24 protein-coding genes are annotated in these 23,756 nt (G+C 59.1%); 10 read left to right on the forward strand and 14 right to left on the reverse strand.

What is annotated here, in order from left to right; all coding sequences use genetic code 11:
• The 4 genes from traA to RWK44_RS27965 form a co-directional block, all read left to right on the forward strand.
• Window positions 1–3,095, forward strand: a 3,095-nt coding sequence (gene traA, locus RWK44_RS27950) for a Ti-type conjugative transfer relaxase TraA (RefSeq protein WP_316029696.1), incomplete at its 5' end; no start/stop codon positions are given.
• 26 nt (window positions 3,096–3,121) lie between these two features.
• Window positions 3,122–3,658, forward strand: a complete 537-nt coding sequence (traF, locus tag RWK44_RS27955; RefSeq protein ID WP_316029697.1) for a conjugative transfer signal peptidase TraF — start codon at window positions 3,122–3,124, stop codon at window positions 3,656–3,658.
• The gene (locus tag RWK44_RS27960; RefSeq protein ID WP_163880007.1) at window positions 3,648–4,811 is read left to right on the forward strand and encodes a conjugal transfer protein TraB; all 1,164 of its coding nucleotides are present in this window, start codon (window positions 3,648–3,650) and stop codon (window positions 4,809–4,811) included. The genes traF and RWK44_RS27960 overlap by 11 nt, the downstream gene beginning before the upstream one ends.
• Before the next feature lie 16 nt (window positions 4,812–4,827).
• Window positions 4,828–5,448, forward strand: a complete 621-nt coding sequence (locus tag RWK44_RS27965; protein WP_163880005.1) for a TraH family protein — start codon at window positions 4,828–4,830, stop codon at window positions 5,446–5,448.
• Between the two features lie 429 nt (window positions 5,449–5,877).
• On the opposite strand, the gene RWK44_RS27970 is transcribed toward RWK44_RS27965, so the two are convergent.
• Window positions 5,878–6,243, reverse strand: coding sequence for a ParB N-terminal domain-containing protein (locus RWK44_RS27970; RefSeq protein ID WP_313903388.1), 366 nt, complete (start codon window positions 6,241–6,243; stop codon window positions 5,878–5,880).
• A gap of 131 nt (window positions 6,244–6,374) precedes the next feature.
• On the opposite strand from RWK44_RS27970, the gene RWK44_RS35070 reads away from it, so the two are divergent.
• The 5 genes from RWK44_RS35070 to RWK44_RS27990 all read left to right on the forward strand — a co-directional run bounded on the left by RWK44_RS35070 (window position 6,375) and on the right by RWK44_RS27990 (window position 12,038).
• Window positions 6,375–6,689, forward strand: a complete 315-nt coding sequence (locus RWK44_RS35070; protein WP_163880003.1) for a response regulator transcription factor — start codon at window positions 6,375–6,377, stop codon at window positions 6,687–6,689.
• A 182-nt stretch (window positions 6,690–6,871) separates the two neighbouring features.
• On the forward strand, window positions 6,872–8,617 hold the full coding sequence (locus tag RWK44_RS27975) for a type I secretion system permease/ATPase (RefSeq protein ID WP_316029698.1): 1,746 nt from the start codon (window positions 6,872–6,874) through the stop codon (window positions 8,615–8,617).
• A 2-nt stretch (window positions 8,618–8,619) separates the two neighbouring features.
• Window positions 8,620–9,969, forward strand: a complete 1,350-nt coding sequence (locus tag RWK44_RS27980; RefSeq protein ID WP_163880001.1) for an HlyD family type I secretion periplasmic adaptor subunit — start codon at window positions 8,620–8,622, stop codon at window positions 9,967–9,969.
• 116 nt (window positions 9,970–10,085) lie between these two features.
• A complete protein-coding gene (locus RWK44_RS27985; RefSeq protein WP_316029699.1) occupies window positions 10,086–10,979 on the forward strand; it encodes a calcium-binding protein in 894 nt (297 codons plus the stop codon).
• A gap of 183 nt (window positions 10,980–11,162) precedes the next feature.
• Window positions 11,163–12,038: a calcium-binding protein gene (locus RWK44_RS27990; RefSeq protein WP_316029700.1), complete on the forward strand. Its 876-nt coding sequence runs from the start codon at window positions 11,163–11,165 to the stop codon at window positions 12,036–12,038.
• 162 nt (window positions 12,039–12,200) lie between these two features.
• Here RWK44_RS27990 and RWK44_RS27995 read toward each other — a convergent pair whose 3' ends face one another.
• From RWK44_RS27995 to RWK44_RS28005, 3 genes are all read right to left on the reverse strand, one after another.
• Window positions 12,201–12,575 carry a DUF5615 family PIN-like protein gene (locus RWK44_RS27995; protein ID WP_163879995.1) on the reverse strand — a complete coding sequence of 125 codons (375 nt, stop codon included), beginning with the start codon at window positions 12,573–12,575 and terminating at the stop codon, window positions 12,201–12,203.
• On the reverse strand, window positions 12,572–13,204 hold the full coding sequence (locus tag RWK44_RS28000) for a DUF433 domain-containing protein (RefSeq protein WP_163879993.1): 633 nt from the start codon (window positions 13,202–13,204) through the stop codon (window positions 12,572–12,574). The genes RWK44_RS27995 and RWK44_RS28000 overlap by 4 nt, the downstream gene beginning before the upstream one ends.
• Before the next feature lie 120 nt (window positions 13,205–13,324).
• Window positions 13,325–13,573, reverse strand: a complete 249-nt coding sequence (locus RWK44_RS28005; RefSeq protein ID WP_163879991.1) for a helix-turn-helix domain-containing protein — start codon at window positions 13,571–13,573, stop codon at window positions 13,325–13,327.
• 291 nt (window positions 13,574–13,864) lie between these two features.
• Here RWK44_RS28005 and RWK44_RS28010 point away from each other — a divergent pair, with 291 nt between their 5' ends.
• Window positions 13,865–14,155: a transcriptional repressor TraM gene (locus RWK44_RS28010; protein WP_222315044.1), complete on the forward strand. Its 291-nt coding sequence runs from the start codon at window positions 13,865–13,867 to the stop codon at window positions 14,153–14,155.
• Between the two features lie 3 nt (window positions 14,156–14,158).
• Here the strand turns inward: RWK44_RS28010 and RWK44_RS28015 are convergent, their stop codons facing one another.
• The 10 genes from RWK44_RS28015 to RWK44_RS28060 form a co-directional block, all read right to left on the reverse strand.
• A complete protein-coding gene (locus tag RWK44_RS28015) occupies window positions 14,159–14,833 on the reverse strand; it encodes an autoinducer binding domain-containing protein (RefSeq protein ID WP_390889255.1) in 675 nt (224 codons plus the stop codon).
• A gap of 135 nt (window positions 14,834–14,968) precedes the next feature.
• Window positions 14,969–15,709, reverse strand: coding sequence for a helix-turn-helix transcriptional regulator (locus tag RWK44_RS28020; protein WP_163879985.1), 741 nt, complete (start codon window positions 15,707–15,709; stop codon window positions 14,969–14,971).
• 183 nt (window positions 15,710–15,892) lie between these two features.
• Complete coding sequence (gene trbI / locus RWK44_RS28025) at window positions 15,893–17,188, reverse strand: IncP-type conjugal transfer protein TrbI (protein ID WP_163879983.1); 1,296 nt, start codon at window positions 17,186–17,188, stop codon at window positions 15,893–15,895.
• 11 nt (window positions 17,189–17,199) lie between these two features.
• Window positions 17,200–17,640: a conjugal transfer protein TrbH gene (gene trbH, locus RWK44_RS28030; RefSeq protein ID WP_163879981.1), complete on the reverse strand. Its 441-nt coding sequence runs from the start codon at window positions 17,638–17,640 to the stop codon at window positions 17,200–17,202.
• Window positions 17,641–17,643: 3 nt separating this feature from the next.
• Window positions 17,644–18,456 (reverse strand): P-type conjugative transfer protein TrbG, encoded by an 813-nt coding sequence (trbG, locus tag RWK44_RS28035; protein ID WP_163879978.1) that lies wholly within the window; start codon window positions 18,454–18,456, stop codon window positions 17,644–17,646.
• A 17-nt stretch (window positions 18,457–18,473) separates the two neighbouring features.
• Window positions 18,474–19,136 carry a conjugal transfer protein TrbF gene (locus RWK44_RS28040; protein ID WP_163879976.1) on the reverse strand — a complete coding sequence of 221 codons (663 nt, stop codon included), beginning with the start codon at window positions 19,134–19,136 and terminating at the stop codon, window positions 18,474–18,476.
• A gap of 20 nt (window positions 19,137–19,156) precedes the next feature.
• On the reverse strand, window positions 19,157–20,338 hold the full coding sequence (gene trbL / locus RWK44_RS28045; protein WP_163879974.1) for a P-type conjugative transfer protein TrbL: 1,182 nt from the start codon (window positions 20,336–20,338) through the stop codon (window positions 19,157–19,159).
• The gene (trbK, locus tag RWK44_RS28050; protein ID WP_163880021.1) at window positions 20,332–20,532 is read right to left on the reverse strand and encodes an entry exclusion protein TrbK; all 201 of its coding nucleotides are present in this window, start codon (window positions 20,530–20,532) and stop codon (window positions 20,332–20,334) included. Before trbK ends, trbL begins: the two co-directional genes overlap by 7 nt.
• Window positions 20,529–21,326, reverse strand: a complete 798-nt coding sequence (trbJ, locus tag RWK44_RS28055; RefSeq protein WP_163879972.1) for a P-type conjugative transfer protein TrbJ — start codon at window positions 21,324–21,326, stop codon at window positions 20,529–20,531. The genes trbK and trbJ overlap by 4 nt, the downstream gene beginning before the upstream one ends.
• Window positions 21,304–23,754, reverse strand: a complete 2,451-nt coding sequence (locus tag RWK44_RS28060) for a conjugal transfer protein TrbE (protein ID WP_163879970.1) — start codon at window positions 23,752–23,754, stop codon at window positions 21,304–21,306. The genes trbJ and RWK44_RS28060 overlap by 23 nt, the downstream gene beginning before the upstream one ends.
• Between the last annotated feature and the right edge of the window lie 2 nt (window positions 23,755–23,756).

A 23,756-nucleotide genomic window follows, 5' to 3' on the forward strand; every position in this document is an offset into this window, starting at 1 on the left:
CCTTCTGGAACAAGGTGGAGGGCTTCGAGAAGCGGTCCGACGCGCAGCTCGCCAAGGACGTCACCATAGCCCTGCCAATTGAGCTGACCGCCGAGCAAAACATCGCTCTCATGCGCGACTTTGTGGAGCGGCACATCACGTCGAAGGGCATGGTCGCCGACTGGGTCTATCACGACGCCCCCGGCAATCCTCATGTCCACCTCATGACCACATTGCGCCCGTTGACCGAAGACGGTTTCGGTTCGAAGAAGGTCGCGGTGCTCGGCCCGGACGGCAAGCCAATCCGGAATGATGCCGGCAAAATCGTCTATCAGCTGTGGGCCGGAAGCACTGAGGATTTCAATGCGTTTCGCGACGGCTGGTTTGCCTGCCAGAACAAACATCTGGCGCTTGCTGGCTTGGATATCCGGGTCGATGGCCGTTCCTTCGAAAAGCAGGGTATCGAGCTCGAGCCAACCATTCACCTCGGCGTCGGCGCCAAAGCCATCGAGCGCAAGGCCGAGCAATCCGACCACAAGTCGGAGACCTCGACTCCCAAACTCGAACGCATCGAGCTTCAGGAGGAGCGCTGCAGCGAGAACGCCCGCCGGATCCAGCGCCGTCCGGAGATCGTGCTCGACCTGATCACGCGGGAGAAGAGCGTCTTCGACGAACGCGATGTTGCGAAGGTCTTGTATCGCTACATCGACGATGTCGCTCTGTTCCAAAGTCTGATGGTCCGCATTCTGCAAAGTCCGGAAGCGCTCCGACTCGAACGCGAGCGGATCAACTTTGCGACAGGTATTCGGACACCCGCGAAGTACACCACGCGCGAGATGATCCGCCTTGAAGCCGAGATGGCCAATCGCGCGATCTGGCTCTCCGGTCGCGCCTCCCATGGCGTCCGTGAGGCGGTGCTGCAGGCGACCTTTGCGCGTCATTCCCGTCTGTCGGATGAGCAGCGAACGGCAATCGAGCATGTAGCCGGGGCCGCGCGGATTGCCGCTGTCATCGGCCGCGCCGGCGCCGGCAAGACGACGATGATGAAGGCTGCGCGTGAGGCCTGGGAAACGGCCGGCTATCGTGTGGTCGGCGCAGCGTTGGCTGGCAAAGCCGCCGAAGGTTTGGAGAAGGAAGCTGGCATCCAATCACGCACGCTGTCGTCGTGGGAGCTTCGCTGGAACCAGGGTCGCAACCAGCTCGACGACAAGACTGTTTTCGTACTCGACGAGGCCGGCATGGTGTCGTCACGGCAGATGGGGCTCTTCGTCGAAGCCGTCACCAGGGCCGGCGCCAAACTCGTCCTTGTCGGCGATCCGGAGCAGCTTCAACCGATCGAAGCGGGCGCCGCCTTCCGTGCGATCGCCGATCGCATCGGCTATGCCGAACTCGAGACGATCTATCGTCAGCGCCAGCAATGGATGCGCGACGCCTCGCTCGATCTCGCGCGTGGCAACGTCCGCAAAGCTGTCGATGCCTACACCGCCCATGGTCGAATGATTGGTTCGAGACTGAAGGACAAGGCCGTCGAAAGCCTGATCGCAGCCTGGGACCGGGACTACGACCCTTCGAAGACCAGCCTGATCCTCGCACACCTTCGCCGCGACGTCCGAATGCTCAACGATATGGCCCGCGCCAAGCTGGTCGAGCGCGGCGTCGTCGCAGACGGATTTGCGTTCAAGACGGAGGACGGAACCCGCATGTTCGCGACCGGCGACCAAATCGTGTTCCTCAAGAACGAGGGCAGCCTTGGCGTCAAGAACGGCATGTTGGCGAAGGTCATCGAGGCTGCACCTGGGCGGCTCGTGGCGGAGCTTGGCGAAGGGGAACATCGCCGCCTGGTTACGATCGAGCAGCGCTTCTACACCAACCTCGATCATGGCTATGCGACGACAATTCACAAGAGCCAGGGCGCGACCGTCGACCGGGTGAAGGTGCTTGCTTCCCTCTCGTTGGACCGTCATCTCACCTATGTGGCCATGACGCGCCATCGCGAGGATCTCGCCGTCTATTACGGCCGACGCTCCTTCGCGAAATCCGGCGGCCTCATTCCGATCCTGTCGCGCCGGAACGCCAAGGAAACCAGCCTCGACTACCAGAAGAGCGCTCTCTATCGCCAGGCGTTGCGCTTTGCCGAGGCCCGCGGCCTGCACCTCATGAACGTCGCCCGTACGATCGCACACGATCGGCTCCAATGGGCCGTCCGGCAGAAACAGAAACTCGCCGACCTCGGCGCCCGACTTGCCGCCATCGGCGCGGCACTCGGGTTGGTCCGCGGCAGCAACAACCACTCCATCCCGGACACAATCAAGGAGGCCAAGCCCATGGTATCAGGCATCACCACCTTGGCGAAACCGCTCGACCAGGCTGTCGAGGATAAGCTCGCCGCCGATCCCGGGCTCAAGAAGCAATGGGAGGACGTCTCGACCCGCTTCCAGCTCGTCTACGCGAAGCCGGAAGCTGCCTTCAAGGCGATCAATGTCGATACCATGTTGAAGGACCAGTCGGTCGCGCAGTCCACCCTGGCAAGGATTGTCGGCGAGCCAGAGAGCTTTGGCGCGCTCAAGGGCAAGACCGGTCTTCTCGCGAGCCGTGGCGACAAGCAGGACCGGGAAAAAGCGCTCGCCAATGTGCCGGCGCTCGCCCGAAATCTTGAACGTTACCTTCGTGAGCGGGCCGAGGCCGAATTGAAACATGAGACGGAGGAGCGCGCGGTCCGGCTCAAGGTTTCGGTCGACATCCCGGCGCTCTCATCCGCCGCCAAGCAAACGCTCGAACGCGTGCGCGATGCGATCGATCGCAACGATCTTCCGGCTGGCCTCGAATACGCGCTCGCCGACAAAATGGTGAAAGCAGAACTCGAAGGTTTTGCCAAGGCGGTTTCCGAACGTTTCGGAGAACGGACCTTCCTGCCTTTGGCTGCGAAAGACACGAGTGGCAAGACTTTCGAGACCGTCACAGCAGGAATGACGGCCGGCCAGAAGGCCGAGGTCCAGTCAGCGTGGAATTCCATGCGTACGGTCCAGCAGCTTGCCGCCTATGAACGAACGACGGAAGCGCTCAAGCAGGCTGAGACGCTGCGTCAGACGAAGAGCCAAGGGCTCTCGCTGAAATGACGGCGGGAGCTGGAACGCGCCAGGCGATGACCGCGCAACAACGACGAGCGACTGGGATCATTTTGGTGGCCGCATTGGTCGCCATACTGGCGATCGGCACCGCCCTCGCCGGCGGTTACCGCGTCAATCTGACACCGAGCGAGCCACTCGGCCTGTGGCGCATTGTTCCGCTCGATCGTCCCGTTGCTGTCAATGACCTGGTGTTCATCTGCCCACCGGCAACCGCGGAAATGCGGGAGGCGCGAGCGCGCGGCTATCTCCGTTCCGGTTTCTGCCCGGGCGGTGTCGCGCCGCTGATCAAGACGGTGATCGCAGTCGCAGGGCAGCATACCGAAATCGGCGCCAGCGTGAGTGTGGATGAGCAGGTGATTTCCTCTTCCAGTTTCGCATCACGAGATGGAAAGGGCCGGCCGTTAGCGCCGTTTCCGAGTGGCATCGTGCCGCCGGGATATGTCTTCCTGCATTCGTCATTCCCCGGCTCCTACGACTCCCGATATTTTGGTCCGGTGCCCGCCTCCGGCATTCTCGGCGTGGCGCAGGAAGTGCTCACCTATGCGCCGTGATTATCTTCGACCAATGCTGCTGATATTCGCTTCGATCGCGATCGGCGTGGTGGGCTGGAGCGGCCATGTGTTGCTTTTGCCGGTCGCAATGGGGTTTCCGGTTCTTTGGTCGATGGCGCGAACGAGATCAGTGGCGGCACTTGTCTCCGCCGGATATTTCCTGGCCGCGTCCCGTGGTTTGCCGCAAGGCGTAGCGGCGTTCTATTCGTCGGACATCTGGCCGGGCCTTCTGCTCTGGCTGTGTGCGTCTTTGAGCTTCGTTGCCGTGCATACGGTCCTCTGGACCAAGAACGCCGGCACTCGTCCCTTCCGCTATTTCCTCGCGGTCGTCGTCATGGCCATCCCGCCGTTCGGCATCACAGGCTGGGCGCATCCCGTCACAGCCGCGGGTGTTCTGTTTCCGGGTTGGGGATGGTGGGGACTTGGACTTATGACAACTGGCCTTGCGGGCCTCGTAACCCGCATTTGGCCAGCTGTCGCCATCGCCTTGACTGGCTTTTGGCTGTGGTCCGCCGCTACCTGGACCGACCCGAAAATACCGGATGGCTGGCGCGGCGTCGATCTGGAGTTGGGCGTTTCGCTTGGTCGTGAAGCCGGTCTTCAACGGCAGCGTGACATGATTGCAACGGTACGTGGCGCGGCCACCGATAGCGCCCGTTTCGTAGCGCTGCCCGAAAGTGCGCTCGGTTTCTGGACGCCGACCGTCGAGAGGGTTTGGACAGGCGCCCTCCGCGACGGCGCTGCGACGGTCATCGCTGGCGCCGCGTTGCTCGACGCCGGGGGCTATGACAATGTCCTTGTCGCGATCGACAGGAAGGGCGGCCGCATCCTTTATCGCGAGCGCATGCCGGTTCCCGGTTCGATGTGGCAGCCATGGCGATCCTGGTTCGGAGAAAGTGGTGGCACCCGGGCGGATTTCTTCACGAACCCGGTCGTCGCTGTCGGTGCCAGCCGCGCAGCACCACTGATCTGCTACGAGCAACTGATCGTTTGGCCGGTGCTTCAGTCCATGCTGCACGATCCGGATTTTGTCGTCGCCGTCGGAAACGGGTGGTGGACCAGGGGCACGTCTATCGTCGCCATTCAGCGAGCCGCTACCACCGCATGGGCAAAGCTCTTCGCAAAGCCGCTTGTTATTGCCTTCAACACCTGAGTGCTCAGGAGACACCATGCTCGACGCCGCCCTGATGAAAGAATGCGCAGACCCTTCTCTCAAGCCCGCGATCGTCGAGCAGTTCGTGTCGGCAGCGGGCTCGGTTGATCCCCTCGCCGTTACCGTCAAATCGGGCGGCCGATTGGTACTCATTCCGAAAGCGGCGTCGACTGAAGAGGCGATGGCGATCGTACGGCAGTATGCTGGTCAGGCGGTCGTTCGCGTTGGGCTGACCCAGTTCCCCGCTGGCGTGGGAGTCAAGGATCAGGCGGATCTGAAACCCGACCTTGTCGATGCCTGCCAAAACCTCCGCAAAGGTACGGCGATGTTCGCCAAGGTCCTCAGGATCGTTGCGAAATGGTACGGCAACCCCACGAGCAAAGACGTCTTTCCGCAGATTTTTGAGGATGCGGTTTACGCGTGGAAGACCGGGGAGTTCGAGGGCGTGAGTGTGTTTCAGGCGGAGGATCCGGGCGGGGCACTAGCTAACCAAAAGGAAACGCGGGCCGATAATTCGGAGGCGGATACAATCGATGCCGGGGCTCCGCTGCCGACTGAGGCAGAACTTTCGGACGGAAAGAAAATCGGCACTGCGGGGATACGGGTCGATCTATCTCGCATTGATAGTCAGCAATAGAGGGCCGATGCCTCCAGCGCTACCTCCACCCCCTTTCATGTCTCGGCCTGGCACCGGCTCCACGGTTTGCGCTAAGGCGTCCATGGCAAGTTGCGTCAATAGCGGACGGTCGGATAGGAACGTGCTGGCGTCCTCGGCATACAGGTCGCGCAAGATACTACCGCCTGCCGCCACATAGGCTTCGATGCCGACGAACCGGGCCAGCCGGTCGGTGCTGCGCACATGCTCGCGGGTCAGCCGCAGATTCAGGGGCTCCGGGCTCCCGGTTCCAGTCAGGCAGCTCGAACCAGACCCGTTCCTGTTCGTCGGCAAGCGCGCGGGCCTGCTCGACAGTCATTTCATCATTGCGCATCACCTCTATAATTCTAGGGGCTAGATGGGCGCTAGCGCACGGTGATGACCGACTGCCCGAACCGCGACGCAGTCCGCTCAGGCGCGAGGCCGGCGATGGGCAAGGATTTCGTCGATGGTGTGCATTGCCTCACGTTGGGTGTTCTCGGCGAGCGAGATTTCCGCTTCGCTCACAGCGTCCAGCACCTTGCACGGAACTTTGACATGCTCGGCGAACCGCCCCTCCGTCACCAGCAGGCGCAGCGCAGCCAGACGGCGGGCACCGGCTACGAGTTCGTGTTTGTTGGCTTTTCTCGCCCTTCTGACAGTGAGGTTCTTAATGAGCCGTGCGCCTCGATGCCGTCGGCCAGCTGCGAAGTGCCGACGGCGCCTTCCATGCGGCGGACGTTGACCGTGCTCGGCACCTCCGAACCACCCCAGGCTGGCGGGTGAACACTTTAAGATCGGTGTTCAAGCCGAGGTGGAGAAGCTCGTTTAACGATACAATTGCAAATAATGATCATTCAGAAGTTGAATTGCGATGTCATCCCCGCTAGTCCAAATAGACATCAAATCCGATGCGCCGGAGAAAAATGATGGATGGACTACAAACTCGTCACGATGAAAGGCCTCCAGCTGACGGCGAGCATCTAAGCCGCCAAGAGAGGAGATGCCTCCAACTCTACTTGAATGGCCTCAAGGATGCCGACATCGCAAAACGGCTCGATCTTTCGATACATACGGTCCGCATGCATCTCACTCGAGCGCGCCACCGCTTGCACGCTCAGTCGAGAGTTGAGGCTGTCGCCAAAGCCCTCAGAAGCGGAATCATTCATACGAGCCTTATACTTCTACTGAATTTATCGTTTGTTGTTGGCATAGTCCTTGACGAAATAAGCCCCATAATTTGATGGACTAGAGAATGAAATGCCAAATTTCGGAAAATGCCAGTTTTGACGAAACACCGTTTTAGGGCATAAAATCATACTTTTAATCCCCAAAATACATGACTTGTCGTAGATTGCACGCGGCAAAAATTCATCCCAGGATTTAAATATACCCGCGTTGGGATGGGTATCGGGGACGTGCAGACATGCCAATTCACGATCGGGAAGCTCCTGGCGGAGCTCTCGGACTCTTTTCATGGCCTATTGCCGGCGCGGCGGTCTTTTCAGGAATGATCAACATTCTTGGCTTCACCGCTCCGCTTTTTATGCTGGAAGTGTACGACCGCGCCATTCCAAGCGGTAGCGTCCCTACCTTGGTCGCCTTGATGCTTCTTGCTGGCGGTCTGTATGCCTTTTCAGGTCTGCTCGACATCGTTCGGGGCCGGACAATGAATCGAATCGCTGGGACGCTGGACGCGAAGCTCACCCAGCGGGTGTTCACCGTCATTGCAGGATCGACGTTACGTCTGCGCAATGGCGGCGATGCCTTGAAACCCGTCCAGGAAGCCGATCAGATTCGGGCGTTTCTTGCCGGGCCCGGGCCGACCGCGCTTTTCGATCTCCCATGGATGCCCGTGTATCTCTGCGTCTGCTTCCTGTTGCATCCATTGATCGGATGGCTGGCGGCTGGAGCCATGATTGTGCTGACAGGCCTGACCATTCTGACAGACTGGCAAACCCGCTCGTTGACGCGACAGGCCGCTGCGGCCGTCGCGCGACGCAACCGTTATGGCGAAGCCTCACACGCCAATGCGGAGGCCATGGCAGCAATGGGAATGATGAGCCGGGCAGCGGCCCGATGGGATGAGGCGCATTGGCGCTTCACAACGATCCAGCGTCAGATTGGCGATATTGCCGGCCTTTACTCCGGGATGTCGAAAACTGTCCGCTACATGGTCCAATCGGGGTCATTGGCGCTTGGCGCTTTCCTCGTGATCCAGGGCGACATGTCGGCGGGCTCAATCGTAGCCGCCTCGATTATTGTCTCCCGCGCGTTGTCGCCAATCGAGCAAGTCATCGGCAACTGGAAGACTCTTTTGGCCGCACGGCAGGCATGGCATCGGCTGAAGGAGGCGTTCGTCCTGTTTCCGGAGGAACAGCCACGGACGACGCTGCCTCCCCCCTCATCATCACTCACGGTCGAAGCTGTTTTCACATCACCGCCGGGGGAGCGCCTCATGACCGTTCAAAACGTATCGTTTCGCGCCGATCGTGGAACGGTTATCGGCGTCATCGGTCCAAGCGCATCCGGCAAATCGACCTTGGCACGCGCAATTACAGGCGTTTGGCCATTGGCCAGGGGGGCCGTTCGTCTTGACAACGCAAGCCTTGATCAGTGGTCGGATGATGAACGTGGCCGACATATCGGCTACATGCCTCAAAGCTCCAATCTCCTTCCCGGCACCATTGCCGACAATATCGCTCGCCTGGAACCGGTACCGGACCATGCCGCGATCATCGCAGCAGCACAGGCAGCGGGCGTACATGAGATGATTGTCGGGCTTCCCAACGGCTACGAAACTGAAGTGGGCGATGGTGGTCTCAACTTGTCTGGCGGCCAACGCCAGAGAATCGCCCTCGCCCGGGCTCTCTACCGCAACCCCTTCCTGATCGTGCTCGACGAGCCGAATTCCAATCTTGATGGGGAAGGCGATCTTGCTCTCGCCAAGGTCATAGCAGGCGCCCGCGCCCGCGGTGCAATCGTGCTTGTCGTCGCCCATCGAAGCAATATCCTTGCCCTCGTCGACTTCCTGCTCGTCATGGAGAAGGGCGTAGCAAAAGGCTTCGGGCCCCGCGACGCCATTCTCAAGTCTATCCAGCAACGTCAGCTAAAGCCTGCGCGTACAGCGCCCGGCCCAGCCTTGACGGTCATTGATGGCGATGGGGCATAGAGATGAGCGAAGCTACGCGGCTTAATTCCCTCCCCCATCGCTCGAAACCAGACAATGCGCATACCCTCACGCGATCGCTGCGCAGGCATTTGGTCGCCGGCGTCGTTGCGATCGGCCTTCTTTTCGGCGGGGTGGGTGGTTGGGCTGCCACGACTGAGCTTTCCGGCGCAGTGATCGCCTCGGGGCGTCTCGTTGTCGAAGGCAGCGTAAAGAAAGTCCAGCATCAGATTGGCGGCATTGTAGCCGAACTGCTGGTGCGAGAAGGACAGGTCGTTGAGGCCGGCGAAGTCGTTGTTCGCCTCGATGCCACGGTCACGCGCTCGAATCTTGCGGCGGTCGCCACCAGCCTAAATCAGCTTCATGCGCGTAAGGCCCGTCTCAAGACCGAACTTGACGGGCTCGAGCAGGTCGAAACACCGCTGGCGTTGCACCAACGGCTCTCCCCCGAACAGGCGGAAGCCGCAATGGCGACGGAACGGAGACTGTTTCGGGATCGCACCGCCGCGCGTGACGGACAAAAGGCGCGATTGCGCGAACAGACCTCGCAACTGCGGGAACAGATCTCCGGGTTGGATGTGCAACAGCAGGCGAAGACACGAGAGATCGCGCTCATCGGCAAGGAGCTGGAGGGCCAGCATCGCCTGTTTGACATGGGGCTCACATCGATGAACCGCGTCAACAGCCTCGACCGCGACGCGACCCGGCTGGAGGGCGAGCGCGGTCAGCTGGTCGCTTCAATTGCGGCGACGAAAGGCCGTATCGCTGAAATTGAATTGCAGTTGCTTCAGGTTGATCAAACCATGCGGGCGGACGTGGCAACTGAGTTGCGGGATGTCGAAACAAAAGAATCCGAACTTGTCGAGGAAGAGGTGGCTGCCCTCGACCAGCTCAAGCATATCGAGGTCAAGGCGCCGATTGCAGGCACCGTCCATCAATTGTCGGTGCATACCATCGGCGGTGTGGTCACTCCTGCCGAAACGTTGATGGATATCGTCCCGCGCGAAAGCCTGCTCACCGTAGAGGCTAGAATCCCGCCACAGGACATCGACCAGGTCGCACCCGGCCAAGCTGCAACCCTCAAGTTCACGGCGTTCAACAGGAATACGACGCCGGACCTGAAAGGCTCCGTTCTGCGGGTCGCGGCTGATCTGGAGACCGACGACAGGACGGGGATCAGCTTCTACCGGGCGTCTATTTCCATGCCGGCTTCGGAACTGGATCTTATCCAAGACCTCAAGCTCCTTCCGGGCATGCCGGTGGAGGCTTTTGTCCGAACCGATGACCGGACAGTGGTGTCGTATCTGATCAAGCCAATCCGCGATCACGCCGCGCGCGTCTTCCGCCACGATTAGCCGATCGGCTGTCCCGGCAGATGGGACAGCCCCAAAATATCTGAGCGAGGAAGTACCCCTTCGCGACGATGACCAGGGCCATCGAGCCTACCCCAAACTCCAAGGAGTCAAATGCAATGGCGACTATCACTGGCGACAACAGTGCAAATTCTCTTCCGGGAACGAGCAGCCCGGACCTGATCTACGCCTACGACGGCAACGACACCGTCCTCGGCGGCGACGGCGGCGATTATATCAATGGCGGGCGCGGAAACGACAACCTCTATGGTGAGCTCGGCGATGATATCTTCGAGATCGGCGGTTTCGGCAGCGACATGGGCCTTAACCCTGCAGGCGGCCTCAACAACGGTTGGGACAATTTTTTCGGAGGTGAAAATTACGACACGATCCGTATCCTGCCGACCGCCGGCTACGAGTGGACGGCGATCATGGTTAATTCGCTTAACAGCATCGAGGCGCTTGATAATACCAGCGGCGGACCCGGCTATGTCTTCTTCCAGGGCACGGTTGATTTTTCTTCGGTCGTTTCGATGACCAACATCACCCAGATCCAGGGTACGACCGGCAATGAAACCTTCATCGGCGGCGCACTCGCTGAAACGGTATTCGGTGACGCCGGCAGCGATACGTTGAGAGGCAATGGAGGCAATGATTACCTCTCTGGCGACAATGGGACCGACAACCTTTACGGCGGCCTCAACAACGACGAACTCTATGGTGGAAATGACGCAGACAAGCTCTACGGCGGCAGCGGGGATGATGCGTTGTACGGCGAGGCCGGCGCTGACCAGTTCTGGTTCCAGATTGGCGAAGGCACTGATATCGTCTACGACTATGTGGACGGAACCGACAAAATCGGTGTTGGAGCCTCAATAGCGGGGATCAATCTGTACAACTACAACGGATCGGCACTGCTTGAATTCGTAGCGACCGGTGCAGCATCCACCTATGCATTACTGAACGGGGTCGCTCCAACTGCTATCGACGGCACGGATTTCCTGTGGGCCTGATGTAATCGACAGGCCGCCGCTAACAAAGACTTTGGCGGCGGCTTTTATTCGCGCAATGATTGCACATATGCAATACTCTATTAATGTTCCCGTTGCACTCTAGCGATATCCAATGAATCACGTTCGTCATGATGACGATCTGCAATGCCGCCGCATGAGGGGGCGCTCAACAGAGAGGACATCATGGTTTCCGTTTCATCTTCCGCGGCTTCCGGCAATTCGACGGCATTGACCCTTCTCAAGGGATCCGCCCAGTCGGCCGCGGCCGCTACAAAACAGTCGGCCGCCAGCCAGATTCTGTCATCGATTTCCGGCTTCAACGCCGATCCACTGAAGCAGGCGGAGGGCCAGATCACCAGCATCTTGCTTGAAAGTGGTGGACAGTTCATCATCGGCGGCGCGTTTTCGAACATCACCGGCACAGACAAAGACGACGTCATCATTGCGGGGCCAAACAGCTCGGTGAATGGCGGCGCTGGTGATGACATTATCAGCGGCAGCTTCCTCATGGATATTAGCGGCGGCGCGGGAAATGATAGGATATCCGTCGGCTCAGGCAGCACGATTGAGGGTGGCGACGGCAATGACACGATCTCCGCTGCATTCGAAAATACGGTGATTGGCGGTGTCGGCAACGACGCCATCGTCGCCTCAAGGAATAATACCGTCGATGCCGGTGCAGGCGACGATACGATCTCTGCCGGGATTGGAAACACTATCACAGGCGGAGCCGGAAACGACAAAATCACGATTGGCGGTAATCAAGCAGAACTTGGTTCCACCGTTAAATTCGCAGTTGGCGACGGCCAAGACTCCATCACTCTTCTGCGATCGTCGTCCACGCTTGAACTGGGTGAAGGCTTCACCGCTGCAAATACCAAAGTGACGATTAGCGACAACAAGGCAACGATCTCGTTCGACGGAAACGACACCGATGGAATCTCGGTCAATTTCTTCCTCGGCAGTGCGCTGACGCTTTCCTTTGCCGATGGTAGTACTTTGGAGGTCAAGCCCGCCGACACGATGCCCAGCCTGGTGTCATCATACGGGCAACCCTGACCAAAGGCCCCGCCGACAAGGCGAGGCGTTGCAGATCGTGAGATGCAACGTTGCACCGTCATTGCTTTCCTAGTTCCAGCGATATGGCTGGAACTAGACGGCCTTGTCCTTACCGAGAACCAGGACCCGAATCGATCTGTCCAGGTCGGCGGGGATTGACCTTCACTCTGGCAGTGCATAGCGCGTCAGCAGTGCCTCGCCCTTTTCGATGGCGATCTCGATCACCTCGTTAACCAAATCCGGAGAACCGGTGAGTTCCTGCAGAACGAGCGCGAACAATTCCCGTTGTTGCACCGGCAGAACCTGCGGCACGATTATCACCAGGCCAGCGTGCAGATCCTCCCGCGCATGGAGTTTCCTGAAGTCACGGGCATTGTTTGTCACGAAGGTAAAATCTTCCGCGACGATCCGAGGCATCAAATCCCAATCGGTCTCGCCGCTCAAGCCCAGCCAATTGACGTGAAAGCAATCGTGGCCGTGATGTTGAGCCACGGCCACGAGCGATGTGTGCAGGCATTCATCGACGAGAAACTTCACGAAGCCGTGCCCGATGGCTTTTCGGTCCCGGCCTTTTCGAGAGACAAGCGCTTCACCGACTTCACTTTCAGTCCCTGCTCCGACAACTTTCGTGGCCGCCCACGGGCAGGATGAGCCGCTACCCAGATTTCGGCGAGGTCCACCATGCGCGCAGTGAGAGCGGGGTAGCCCTCGACGATCTCGTCCGTGGCAGCGCCTTGCAATCTCATCGCAGCGATTGTTCGGACTGGAACGCGCGTGCCTTTGAAGACCGGCTCGCCGCCAACCAAGCCTTTCACACTGTGGATGATCTTATCCGCTTCCCTGAGCGCTTCGCCGCGCGCGGCCAAGTGCTCCCTTGCTCTCGCGACGTCGACGATCAGATAGTCGTCGGCTCTGACCGTGTCGGCTTCAGGATTTTCGTCGATGGCGGCAAAGAGGCGTTTCCGGCGCTCGGCGGAAAGGATCGAACCGACGCCGAACCAGAGCTTCAGGCGCAGCAGATCGTCGTCAGTGATCGCGCGGCTTCGTTGGCTGGAAGAGGGTCTTCCAATGATTCGTTTGTCGATCGCGTTGTGTACCGACTTAATGCCGATCTCACTCACGGCAGCCGCCTCGGTGGGCGTGTATTCACGAAGAGCGTTACTCATAATCATTCTCCTCCGAAAGAATATATATGATGCACGGGCAATTCGCAATGTGGCTGGTAGAAATGAATTCTCGTCATTGCCGGCTAGGCATGAGCTCGGAAGTCCGCATGACAACTTCTTTTAATCGTCAAGCTCGGCGGTCGACATCTGTGGTTCTTCCGGTGGCCGCTTTAGCAACTCACAGGCTTCGATGCCCAAGACTGTTGCCAAACGGTCAACGACATCGATGCTTGCATTGTAGACGCTACGCTCGAGGGAACTGATATAGGTGCGATCGATGTCCGCGCGATGGGCAAGTTCCTCCTGGGACAAGCCTTTAGCCTGCCGTGCAGCTCGCAAATTTCGCGCAAATACCTCTCGAATCTCCATGGTCGAGAGAACAGCGGCTTGATGAGTATCCTACCACGGAGTATTCTCTACAACTAAAGCGAGGGTGGAATCCTTTTTGAACAAATGGGCAAGGCAGCCTCGTTCAAATCCGTGCACTTCTTCTACGTCAGTATGGGGAGACGCGAGATGAAGTCGCACAGGATCCAGTTGCCCGTAATCCAGAAATCTTGGATGGATGACGGTCAGTGGATATTGTGGTGGCGCCCACCCGATATAATAAGGCCGCAGACTTAGGTCCGGGCGGCGGAGAATGAAGTTAGGGAGAAGCGGATGAACGATCTGGGCTCATCTCGCTACCGTTCGCTGCAAGAGGCAGAACTAGAGGTGCTAGCGGTTGCTGCAATCCGTGAGCACCGCCATCTTATTGCCGCCGATGAGGCTGTCTATGAGGAATGGACTCGCGCGACCGCCGATCTGTCGGTTTCCGCCGCCGTACTCAAGAGCCTGCAGGATGAGTATGTCGCGCGTCAGAATAAATTCGAAGCCCAGCAGGCGGAGCTTTCGGAAATCATCGATGCGCTTGGCTATGTTCCTCAGGTTCCGCTGGACGGCGGTGAATGAGCCTCAAACCAAACCGTGATCTTTCGCGATCGCGACGAGCTGTGGGACGGTCGCCGCCTCAAGCTTTTCGCGCGCTTTATCGAGGTAGTGCTGCACCGTCCTCGGGTTGATTCCCGTCAACATGGCGGTTTCCGGAGCGCTTTTGCCCCTTGCCGCCCACATGAGGCACGTTGCTTCTCTTGGTGAAAGCAACCGTTTCGGAGCGACAATCGTCGTCGCAGCGATGATCTTCAGCCGGTAATGGATCGCCAGAACCGCCTGAATCGCTTTTTGCGCATCATGCAATTCTGAAAGATCAGCCGTCTGCGTTGAGGATGCAAACGTCAGCATCATCGTAGAGCCGAAACTTCCTTCGACGGGTATTGTCAGTCCGCTGCGAATGCCGTGTTCGATCGCCTGGTCCCGAAAGCGCCTGAGTTCGGAGGTTCCACGAGCTGGCCAATCGTCGGCCGTCCAGGAAAACACCTCCATACGACGCTTTGCTTCCGTGACAACCGGATCGATGCGAGAATATCGGTTGCCGAGGTAAATGTCCTGCCATTCCTCGGGATAGGAGTTGAATGCACGGACTTCAGCGCCTTCGGTTTGCAGGTACGCAAATCGCTCGAAGCCATAAGTGTTCGCGAAGCTTTTCAGGGCACTCTTGATCATCCGCTCATTGTGCGCAGCCTCAATCATATCAATCAAATTTCTTAGTGCGTCATTCAATGCTGCTCTCCAACTGTCCAGCGCGCAAGGCAGCCGGAGGCTCCCTGTCGCGCCGTTGGAACATGCAGCGGGATTGCGAGGAGATAAATCCCCCAAACCGATACCCTAGTTTGGGTTACTCATGTGGGGAGTGATGAGGTTCAAATGTACTGCATGCGCTATTGCGGCTGATAGCGTAGGGCAACCCAACTTATACCGCGCTGATTTCAGATATCCACGAGCCGTGTGCTCGGACAGTCCTAGGATTTCAGCAATGTCCTTGCTGTCTTTGCCGCGCGAGGCCCAGTGAAGGCACTCGACTTCCCTGGTTCCGAGCGCCGGCACGGGATCGTTTTCCCCGTGAAGTTCGAAAACCGCTTTGCGGTGCAGAAGAAAACCTAGCTCGGTCCACTCAGGTAGGAACTGCCGTTCTATCGCTGTCCATTCTTCATCGCTCATCTGCGAATTGATCGAAAGAAGCGACCGGCGGGATTTATCAACGATCGGTATCGAGACGCCATTGCCTCCGATACCGTGCATCTCTGCATCCACCATGAATTGATGCGCACTGTCAGGGATGTCGATCTCACGCCAATCGAATGGCAGCTGACGAGAGAAGCCTTCTCGGATGATCGGATCAACATTGATGTAGTCGTTCAGAAGGTATCGCGAAACCCAGCTGTCGGGGTAGGTGGTCCTTACGAACGGGGCATCGACGCTATCGACTATGGTCCTTGCGAGATGAAACGTGACAAAATCCACGGGGTAGTGCTGCTGGAATTCGTCCAATGCGACGGCTACCGTCGTCGCACTTTTCATTGCTTCATAGGCGTTAGGATAGCTAGGCGAATGCTGATTTTCCTGCATGCTTCTTTCTCTGAACAATGACTTTTCTGGAAGGGTGCTCACATAAATTCGTCAAGCCCGCCCTGAAATGCAACCCCAGAGGGCCGATTTGTCAGGCTTATGATGATTTCGGCTATCTTTGGATGCGCTTTCCTGCTCGTGTCGGTTCTTTAGCCAACCGCACAAAATGACCAGCAAAGGCCGTCACCGCGGGTAGGTCGAAGGAAAGATGATGTCCTGGTCAACCAGGACATTGAACTTGTAACCCGGACGGATGTGAATTGTCGGCTGCACGTTCAGATTCTTCGAAATCGTCTGTTCCGCGACGCGACCAAAGCTTTCGGCAAAATTCCGCCGTGCCGCATCCGAGGCCGTATCCTGAGTCGCCAGCGTCGAACTTTCGGGCATCGACATATCGATCCCGGTCCCGATGATGGCGACCAGCGCTGCGGAACCGAATGTCCTCCAGAGATGGCGGTCGACCTTGTCCTGGAAGCCCCCATATCCTTCGGCATCCGTGCCCGCCATGCCGCCGATCTGGAGAGTAGACCCATTCGGGAAAATGAGGTCCGTCCAGACGACGAGAACCCGTTCCTGGCCGAAGGACACCTTGGAATCGTAGCGACCGAACAGCTTTGCGCCCTGCGGAACAAGGAGGCGGTAGCCGGTCGCGCTGTCGTAGACATTCTGGCTGACCTGAGCGGTAATGCGGCCTGGCAAATCGGAACTCAGGCCGGTGATCAATGTCGCCGGGATGACCGAACCGCGCTTCAACTCATAAGGCGACATTTGGGGCACCACCTGGTTTGGCAGGTAGCCGAGATCCTTGATGTCCTGATTGAAGAAGTCCTCCTTGGACGTCTGCCCGTTCTGATCGACGTTCTGTCCCATCAGGCCGGATTTCATGGCGGCAGCGTAAAGGTCTGACGCGCTGTTTGCCGCGACATTTGTCGGCTGACGGCCGGTGTCGTTACTGGAGTTTGCGGTCTTCTCAACATCGGAGACGTCAACCTTCAGCGGCGAATCGAGCGCCGTGGCACGGGCCTGAAGACGCGCCATCCGTTGGCGCTGGGCCTCGCGCATATATTGTTCATCCTGCTCTCGCTTCAGGCGAGCCTTCCACTCCCCTTCCGATTCGAGCCTTTGTTGACGGTCTTGCCGTTCAATTGGTTGGCGCTCGACGACCGGTTCTTGCTTCTCCGTTTTCTCCACCACGACGGGTGTCGGCTGAAACACCTCCTGCTTTTCTGGGTCACCGATAATGCCATCCGTGACACCCCGCTTAAGCTGGTCGCCGAAACTGGTCGCAGGACTGTTGGAAGCGCTCTCGATGTCGCCACGACTGAAGGAAAGCCCGCGCAGCGACAGACCAATCACAACGACGCCGACGAACAGCACGATGACAATGATGGCGACGATGATCGGCAGGCGGTTGAGCCGGCGCATGCCATTCTGATCGTCTGCCTGGCCGGACGTACCAAGCTGGAGCGACTGGACCATGTTAATCTCCGTCAGTTGCGCTGCATGATCGAAAGCGGACTGGCCGGCGTGGCACCGGCAGCCGTCGGCGTATAGGCGCGGCCAAGAGCGATGGACGGTGTTGAAAGCCGGGCCAGCACCTGTCCGTCGAAGCCCTCGATTGCATAAGCAAGCTCGACCGGCTTGACGTCTTTGGCGACTTTGCCGTCCGTGATGACCGTGTAGCCCCACCCCTTCAGGGCCGCCTCGAGGGCGGTCGCGAACTCCGACGTGTCCGTCTCCATTTTGATCGCCGTCGTGGCACCGGCCGGGCCGATCTGTTCAGCCAGGCGACTTACCATGTCGCCGGCGATGGCGCTTGCAGCCGGTCCGGTGACGGCCACAGGGGTCGAGCTGGTGGTGAGTGCGTAGTCGGCCGTTTGGCAGCTGGAGAGCAGCACGACCGCGATGAAGAATGCGAATAGCTTCCGCATGGTTCAGCCTCCCCGCCGGATAGTGATCTTCTGCTGCCGCCAACCGACTCCGGAAACGAGGATCGCCTTGTCGATCGCATAGTCGACGGTCATCATGTCGTTCTTCATCCGATAATTGACGATACGATTTTGACCGCCGGAGACGACGAAAAGCACAGGCGCATCCTGGCCGGAGATCGACTTCGGGAACTGGATGTAGGTCTTCACCCCGTCCGAATAGACCCGCTTCGGTTTCCACGAAGCACCGCCGCTGAGTGAATAGGAAAAGTTCAGTTTGTCCGGCGCGGTGCCCGGAATGCCGCCAGTTTCGAGACGGGCGTTGATGTCGGCGAGCTTTGTCGACACGTCTTCCGGATATTCGAACCCGACGCGCGCCATGTACTGGCTCGGATGGGACTTGAGCTGAATATGATAGGTTCGCCGTGACGTGGTGACGACCATCGAGGTGAGAAGGCCTGGCTCCGATGGTTTGACGATGAGATGAATCGCCTGTCCGCCTGTCGCCCCCGAGGTGGCCGGCTCCACCTTCCAACGCACCGTGTCGCCGACCATAACATCGCGAACGATCTCGCCACCCTGAAGTTCGATGTCGCAGACCTGTAAAGGCGAGCAGACGACGGAAGGTTGCGTTTCGCCGAACAGGAAGATCACCTTTCCGTCCGGTCCCGTCGTGACCAGTCCCGGCGTGCCGCGCCACTTCCTGGAAAGATTTGTTCCTTTCACCTCGTTGCTCGTCATGCTTTGCGCTTGCGCGCCCGCCGCAAGCAAGAGTCCGGCTATGCAGCCGGCGGCTGCGATCAATCCCGTGTTTTTCATTGAAAGAATCCCTGCCCTTAAAGCTGTGCCGTCCAGTCGAAATCCTGGACGTAGAGGCCGATCGGATTGAGGCGGATCGTCGCCTCATCCTGTGGCGCGGTAAGCGTCACCGTTGCGATCCCGCGGAACCGCCGCGTGCCGATCTCCTTGCCCTTGCGGTCTCGCTCGTATTCCGTCCAGTCGATCTGATAAGTCTGGTTCGAAAGCGCCACGATGTTGTTGACTTCGATGGCAACTGTCGAAGACTTCGCCTTCTCGAATGGAGAATTGCCTCGAAACCAGGCGTTGACCTTCTCAGTCGACGGATCGGACGTGCGAAGAAGGGCGTAGGTGCGGTCGATATATTGCTTCTGCACCACCGCATCCGGCGTGATAGAGCGAAAGCTCGTGACGAAGTTACCGAGTGTGGCGCGCACCACGCGGACATCGGCATACTCGATCTGCTCGGGGAAGCCTGCCGTGACTGCGGTTCCGAGCTTGTCGACCTCGACGATGTAGGGCACAAGCCTCACCTGCGTACTCAGATACATCGCGTAGCTGAAGCCGATGACGGCCATGACCAGGCCGAGGACACCAACAATGCGCCATGCGGCTGCGGCCTTCAAATAGGAGCCGTAGCGTTCGCTCCATTCCTGGCGGGCGGCAAGATACGGGTTTTCCGGGGCGCGGTTCGCTGCCATTTATTCTTCCCTTGTCTCGATTACGGTTTGTCGTTGCGTTCGGGAGGAGGCTTCGGTGCGCTATTACCGCCGCGCTGTTGATCGAGCTTGGCATTGGCCAGTCCGAGAATGGACCCGGCATAAGCGCCCGGAGAGCCGATTGCCTTTTCCTTCGCGGCGGATCCGGCTGCTTGCGCGCCGGAACTGAAGCTCGCACCCATGCCGCGAAGTGCGGCTCCTGCGACCGATGAGCCTGCGGCGCGGGCCGCCTGCGCAGCCGCGAAGCCCGCACCGGCAGCGCCGGCGGCGAGGAAACCAGCACCGGCGGCGAAGGACGCCGCTTGCCCGCCGTGCCGGATTGCCTCCATGCCACCGGAGACCGATGCGCCCTGGACAACGCCCTGGATGATGTTCGGGACATACATGGCGATGATGAAGACGACGACGGAGATACCGGCGATGGCCAAGGTCGTGACGAACTGATCCGATGAGGCCGTCGGAGCTTGGGCCAGGCCAAGCAGGACGTTCGATCCGATCTTGGCGATCATCACCAAGGCCATGAGTTTCATGCCGACGCCGAAGGCATAGACGAGGTATCGGATGGCAAAGTCCTTGGTGAAGGACGAACCACCCAGCCCCAGCATGATCATGCCGGCGAGCAGGCCGACATACATTTCGACCATGACCGACACGAAAATCGCTGCGACCAGCGAGAAGGCGATGACAACGATGCCCATGGCAAGAACGGCGGCAATCGCCAGCGCATTGTCTTCGAACACCCCGAATTGCGCTTGTTGCGACATTTGCGAGGCGACCCGAATGCCGGCATCGAACACCTCAGCGGGCGACGCTGAACCGCCGCCGGCGCCAATCTGGAAAAGGCTGTCGACCACCGCTCGCGCAAAGGTCGGACCCTGGGTCAGAACGAATGCGAAGAACCCGATGAACATGATCCGCCGCACCAGTTCGGCGAACCAGCTGTCCAGCGAGGCTGACTGGATCGCCAGCCAGACGGCGGCGATGCCGATCTCGATCGTTGCGAGAATCCAGAATAGGGATTTCGCCGCCTCCATGATGGTGGTCTCCCACCCCTTCGCAGCGGACGAGACCTGGTTTTCCAGCTCTGTGAGGACCTGTCCCTCCTGCGCGAATGCGGGAACAGCATAGGCGAGGCAAAAAAGACCGGTATTCAGGAATGAACGCGCGACAGCAACCTTCACCATCTCGAGCGCATCTCCTGACCTTCTTTGATCGGCGGAAGCTCCTTGCTAGAACCGAAGAATTTCTCCCGGACGGCGCGCTGCTCCTCGGTCAGAGCAGGTATTCCTATGTTTCGGGAATTGACGATCAGCACTGTCGCTGCAGACGATGCGGCAGTGACAGCCAACAGCAAGGCAATCAGGACGGGGCGGCTCACCATCGCGGTTCCATTTTCTGGCCGTCCGGAACGCTTTTGACCTCGGCGTTGAAGAACTTTTCCCGCCGCGCCTGCGCCAGGTCCTTGTCGGTCTGTTCCGTCTGAAGCCAGGTTCCCATCATTGTCATCTGTTGGGAGACGAGACCGCGAAGCTTCTGCATTTGCGCGACTTGCTGAGCGGCGATCTCGTGCCCGACCTGCAAGGCCTTCATCTGCCCGTCAGCCGTTTCCGACATCGACCGCAGCGAGGACATCGCATCTTCCTCGCTATCGAACTGGTCGGCCGTGAGGCTCGCCGCTTTTAGCGAGCTGGCGATCGTGTCGCGGTTGGTGTCCGACCAGGACTGGTAGGTCGAGGAGAACGTTGCGTTATCAGGCAAATCCGTCTTGAGATCGGCGTAGCTTTGGAAGCGCTGCTGAAGAACGTCGTCGGCGTTGCCCATCGAAAATGAGATGCTCTGACCCTGTTCGACGATGCTGCGCAACTGGTTGAGATCGCCTTCGACCTGCCCCCACACATGGCTAGGAAGTTGCGCAGTGTTTTGCAGCATGTTCTCGTAGATTTTCAGCTGGTTCTGGATCTGCTCTGCAAGCTGGCTGATCTGGGTCAACTGATTGTCGACCTGGATGCCGGAGCTTTTCATGAGGTCCACGAGCTGCGCATTATTGGCGAGCTGCGTCCATTCGGTCGCTGCGCCGGTCGCCGTGCCGGCTTGCACTGAGCCTGCGCCTCCAATCGTGAGAGCGACGGCCGCCAAGCAGGCGAGCCATCTATTTGAATAGCGATGCGGCATCGTGAACTCCTCTCGTTTCAAGCCAGCGGATCGGCCAGTCGCGGCCATGTTCGGATTTCAGTGTGCGGATGCGTTTGAGGTCCTCTTTGCCCGACGCGCCGACAAAGCTCAGCGCGACTGGCCCAAGCGACATGTCGAAGAGCCGCCGGCCTTCCGGCGTGGCGACGTAGTATTCGCGCTTCGGAATGGCGGTAGCGACGATTTCGAGCTGGCGCTCATTGAACCCTATTCGCTCGTAGAATTCCCGCGTTCCCGGCTCTCGAGCGGCGCCATTCGGAAGGCAAATCTTGGTCGGGCAGGATTCCTTCAGCACGTCGATAATCCCGGACCGCTCAGCGTCCGAGATCGATTGGGTCGCAAGGACGACAGCGCAGTTGGCCTTACGCAGCACCTTCAGCCATTCGCGAATCTTGTCGCGGAATACCGGGTGGCCGAGCATCAGCCAGGCCTCGTCGAGCAGGATCAGACTTGGGGACCCATCCAGGCGTTTCTCAATCCTGCGGAACAGGTAGGTCAGGACCGGTACGAGATTGCGCTCGCCCATATTCATTAACTGCTCGATCTCGAAGGTCTGGAAGGCACTGAGCGTGAGACCGTCCTCTTCCGCATCGAGGAGCTGTCCCATAGGCCCGTCGACGGTGTAGTGGTGCAACGCGTCCTTGATCTCGCGCAGCTGCACGCCGCTGACGAAATCCGAGAGCGAGCGACCTGATGCACTCGCCATCAGTCCGACTTGCCGAGAGATTGCGTTACGATGATCGGGGGTGATGGCGACGCCCTGCAGACCGACCAGCATCTCGATCCATTCCGTCGCCCAAGCCCGGTCGACATCACTTTTGAGTTCGGAGAGTGGGCAGAAGGCCAATGCCCTCCTCTCTTCCGCATTGTCGCCGCCGATCTCATAGTGATCGCCGCCGGCTGCGAGCGTCAGGGGCAGAAGTGAACTTCCTTTGTCAAAGGCGAAGATCTGCGCATGTTCGTACCGGCGAAACTGGGCGGCGATCAGGGCGAGCAACGTCGACTTGCCTGAACCGGTTGGACCGAAGATCAGCGTGTGGCCGACATCATCGACATGCAGGTTCAGACGAAACGCTGTCGAGCCGCTCGCAACCTGCATCAAGGGCGGGGAATTCGGTGGATAAAATGGGCATGGGGAGACTGGGTTTCCGGACCAGACCGAGTTCAGCGGAATCAAGTCGGCGAGATTGCTGGTGTTGATCAGCGGCTCACGGATGTTGCAATACCAGTTGCCCGGCAGGCTACCGAGATAGGCGTCGGTCGCGTTGAGCGTTTCGATCCGCGCCCCGAAACCTTCCGCCTGGATCAGCCGACGCACCGCTTCAGCCTTCTCCTGCAGTGCCTCGCGATCGCTGTCGAACAACACGACGACCGGTGTGTAATAGCCATAGGCAACCAGCTGCGACGAGGCTTGCGCGATCGCATCCTCAGTCTCGACCACCATGCTCATGGCGTCCTGGTCGACGGATCGACTTTGTGTCTGGAATATCTGGTCGAAGAACGGCCGGACTTTCTGCTGCCATTTCTTGCGTGTGCGTTCGAGCTTCTGTCGAGCTTCCTCGGCATCGAGAAAGATGAAACGTGACGACCACCGATAGGTCAGAGGCATCAGGTCAAGGCTGTTCAGAATGCCGGGCCAGCTTTCGGCCGGCAGACCGTCGATCGCAACGACGCCGAGGAAACTGTTTTCGACCTTTGGCGTCAGTCCGTGCTCAAGCTCCGCGGTGGCGATCCAGTCGAGATACATGGGCACGTCGGGAAGCCGGATTGGATGGCTTTCTCCGGTGGTGCAGAACCGGGCGAATTGGAGCAGTTCGTCATATCGGGCAATTCGCTCCCCTCCCCTTTCGAACGCTTCGCGGGTTTCCATTCGCCGGATCGAAAGTGTGTTGGCAAAATACTGCTCAAGCTCGCGCACCGCGTTCTTGAACACGAAGAGCACCGTGTCCGCGTAGGACTTCTTCCGGCTTTCCTCATCCGAATAGATGTATTTGCTGAGAGCAGTCTTCTTGGACTCGAGGGGCCGGTAGGTCAGGATCAGCGCATGCTTACTCTCGAAATGCCCCTGCGCGCGCGCGAAATGCGCCCGACGCTCGGCATCGATCGCGCGGGTCACCGGGTCGGGGAAATGGCAACGGTCTTCCGACGGATAGTCGACCGTTGGAATGCGGATGGCCTCGACCTGGATCATCCATCCGCTTCCGAGCCGCGACAGAACGGCATTGATCTGCCTCGACAGCTCGTTGCGCTCGAGGTCGGTCGCGCTTTCCGAGTCCGGTCCTGCGAAGTACCAGCCGGCCATCAGACTTCCGTCCTTCAAGAGGAGGACACCATTGTCGACGAGGCCGGCATAAGGAACAAGATCCGCGAAGGACGGGCCGGTCACCCGGAAGCGTTTGAGAGCTACCATGG

This window comes from Rhizobium sp. 25PS6 (genome assembly GCF_032464655.1).
Lineage (GTDB): Bacteria > Pseudomonadota > Alphaproteobacteria > Rhizobiales > Rhizobiaceae > Rhizobium > Rhizobium laguerreae.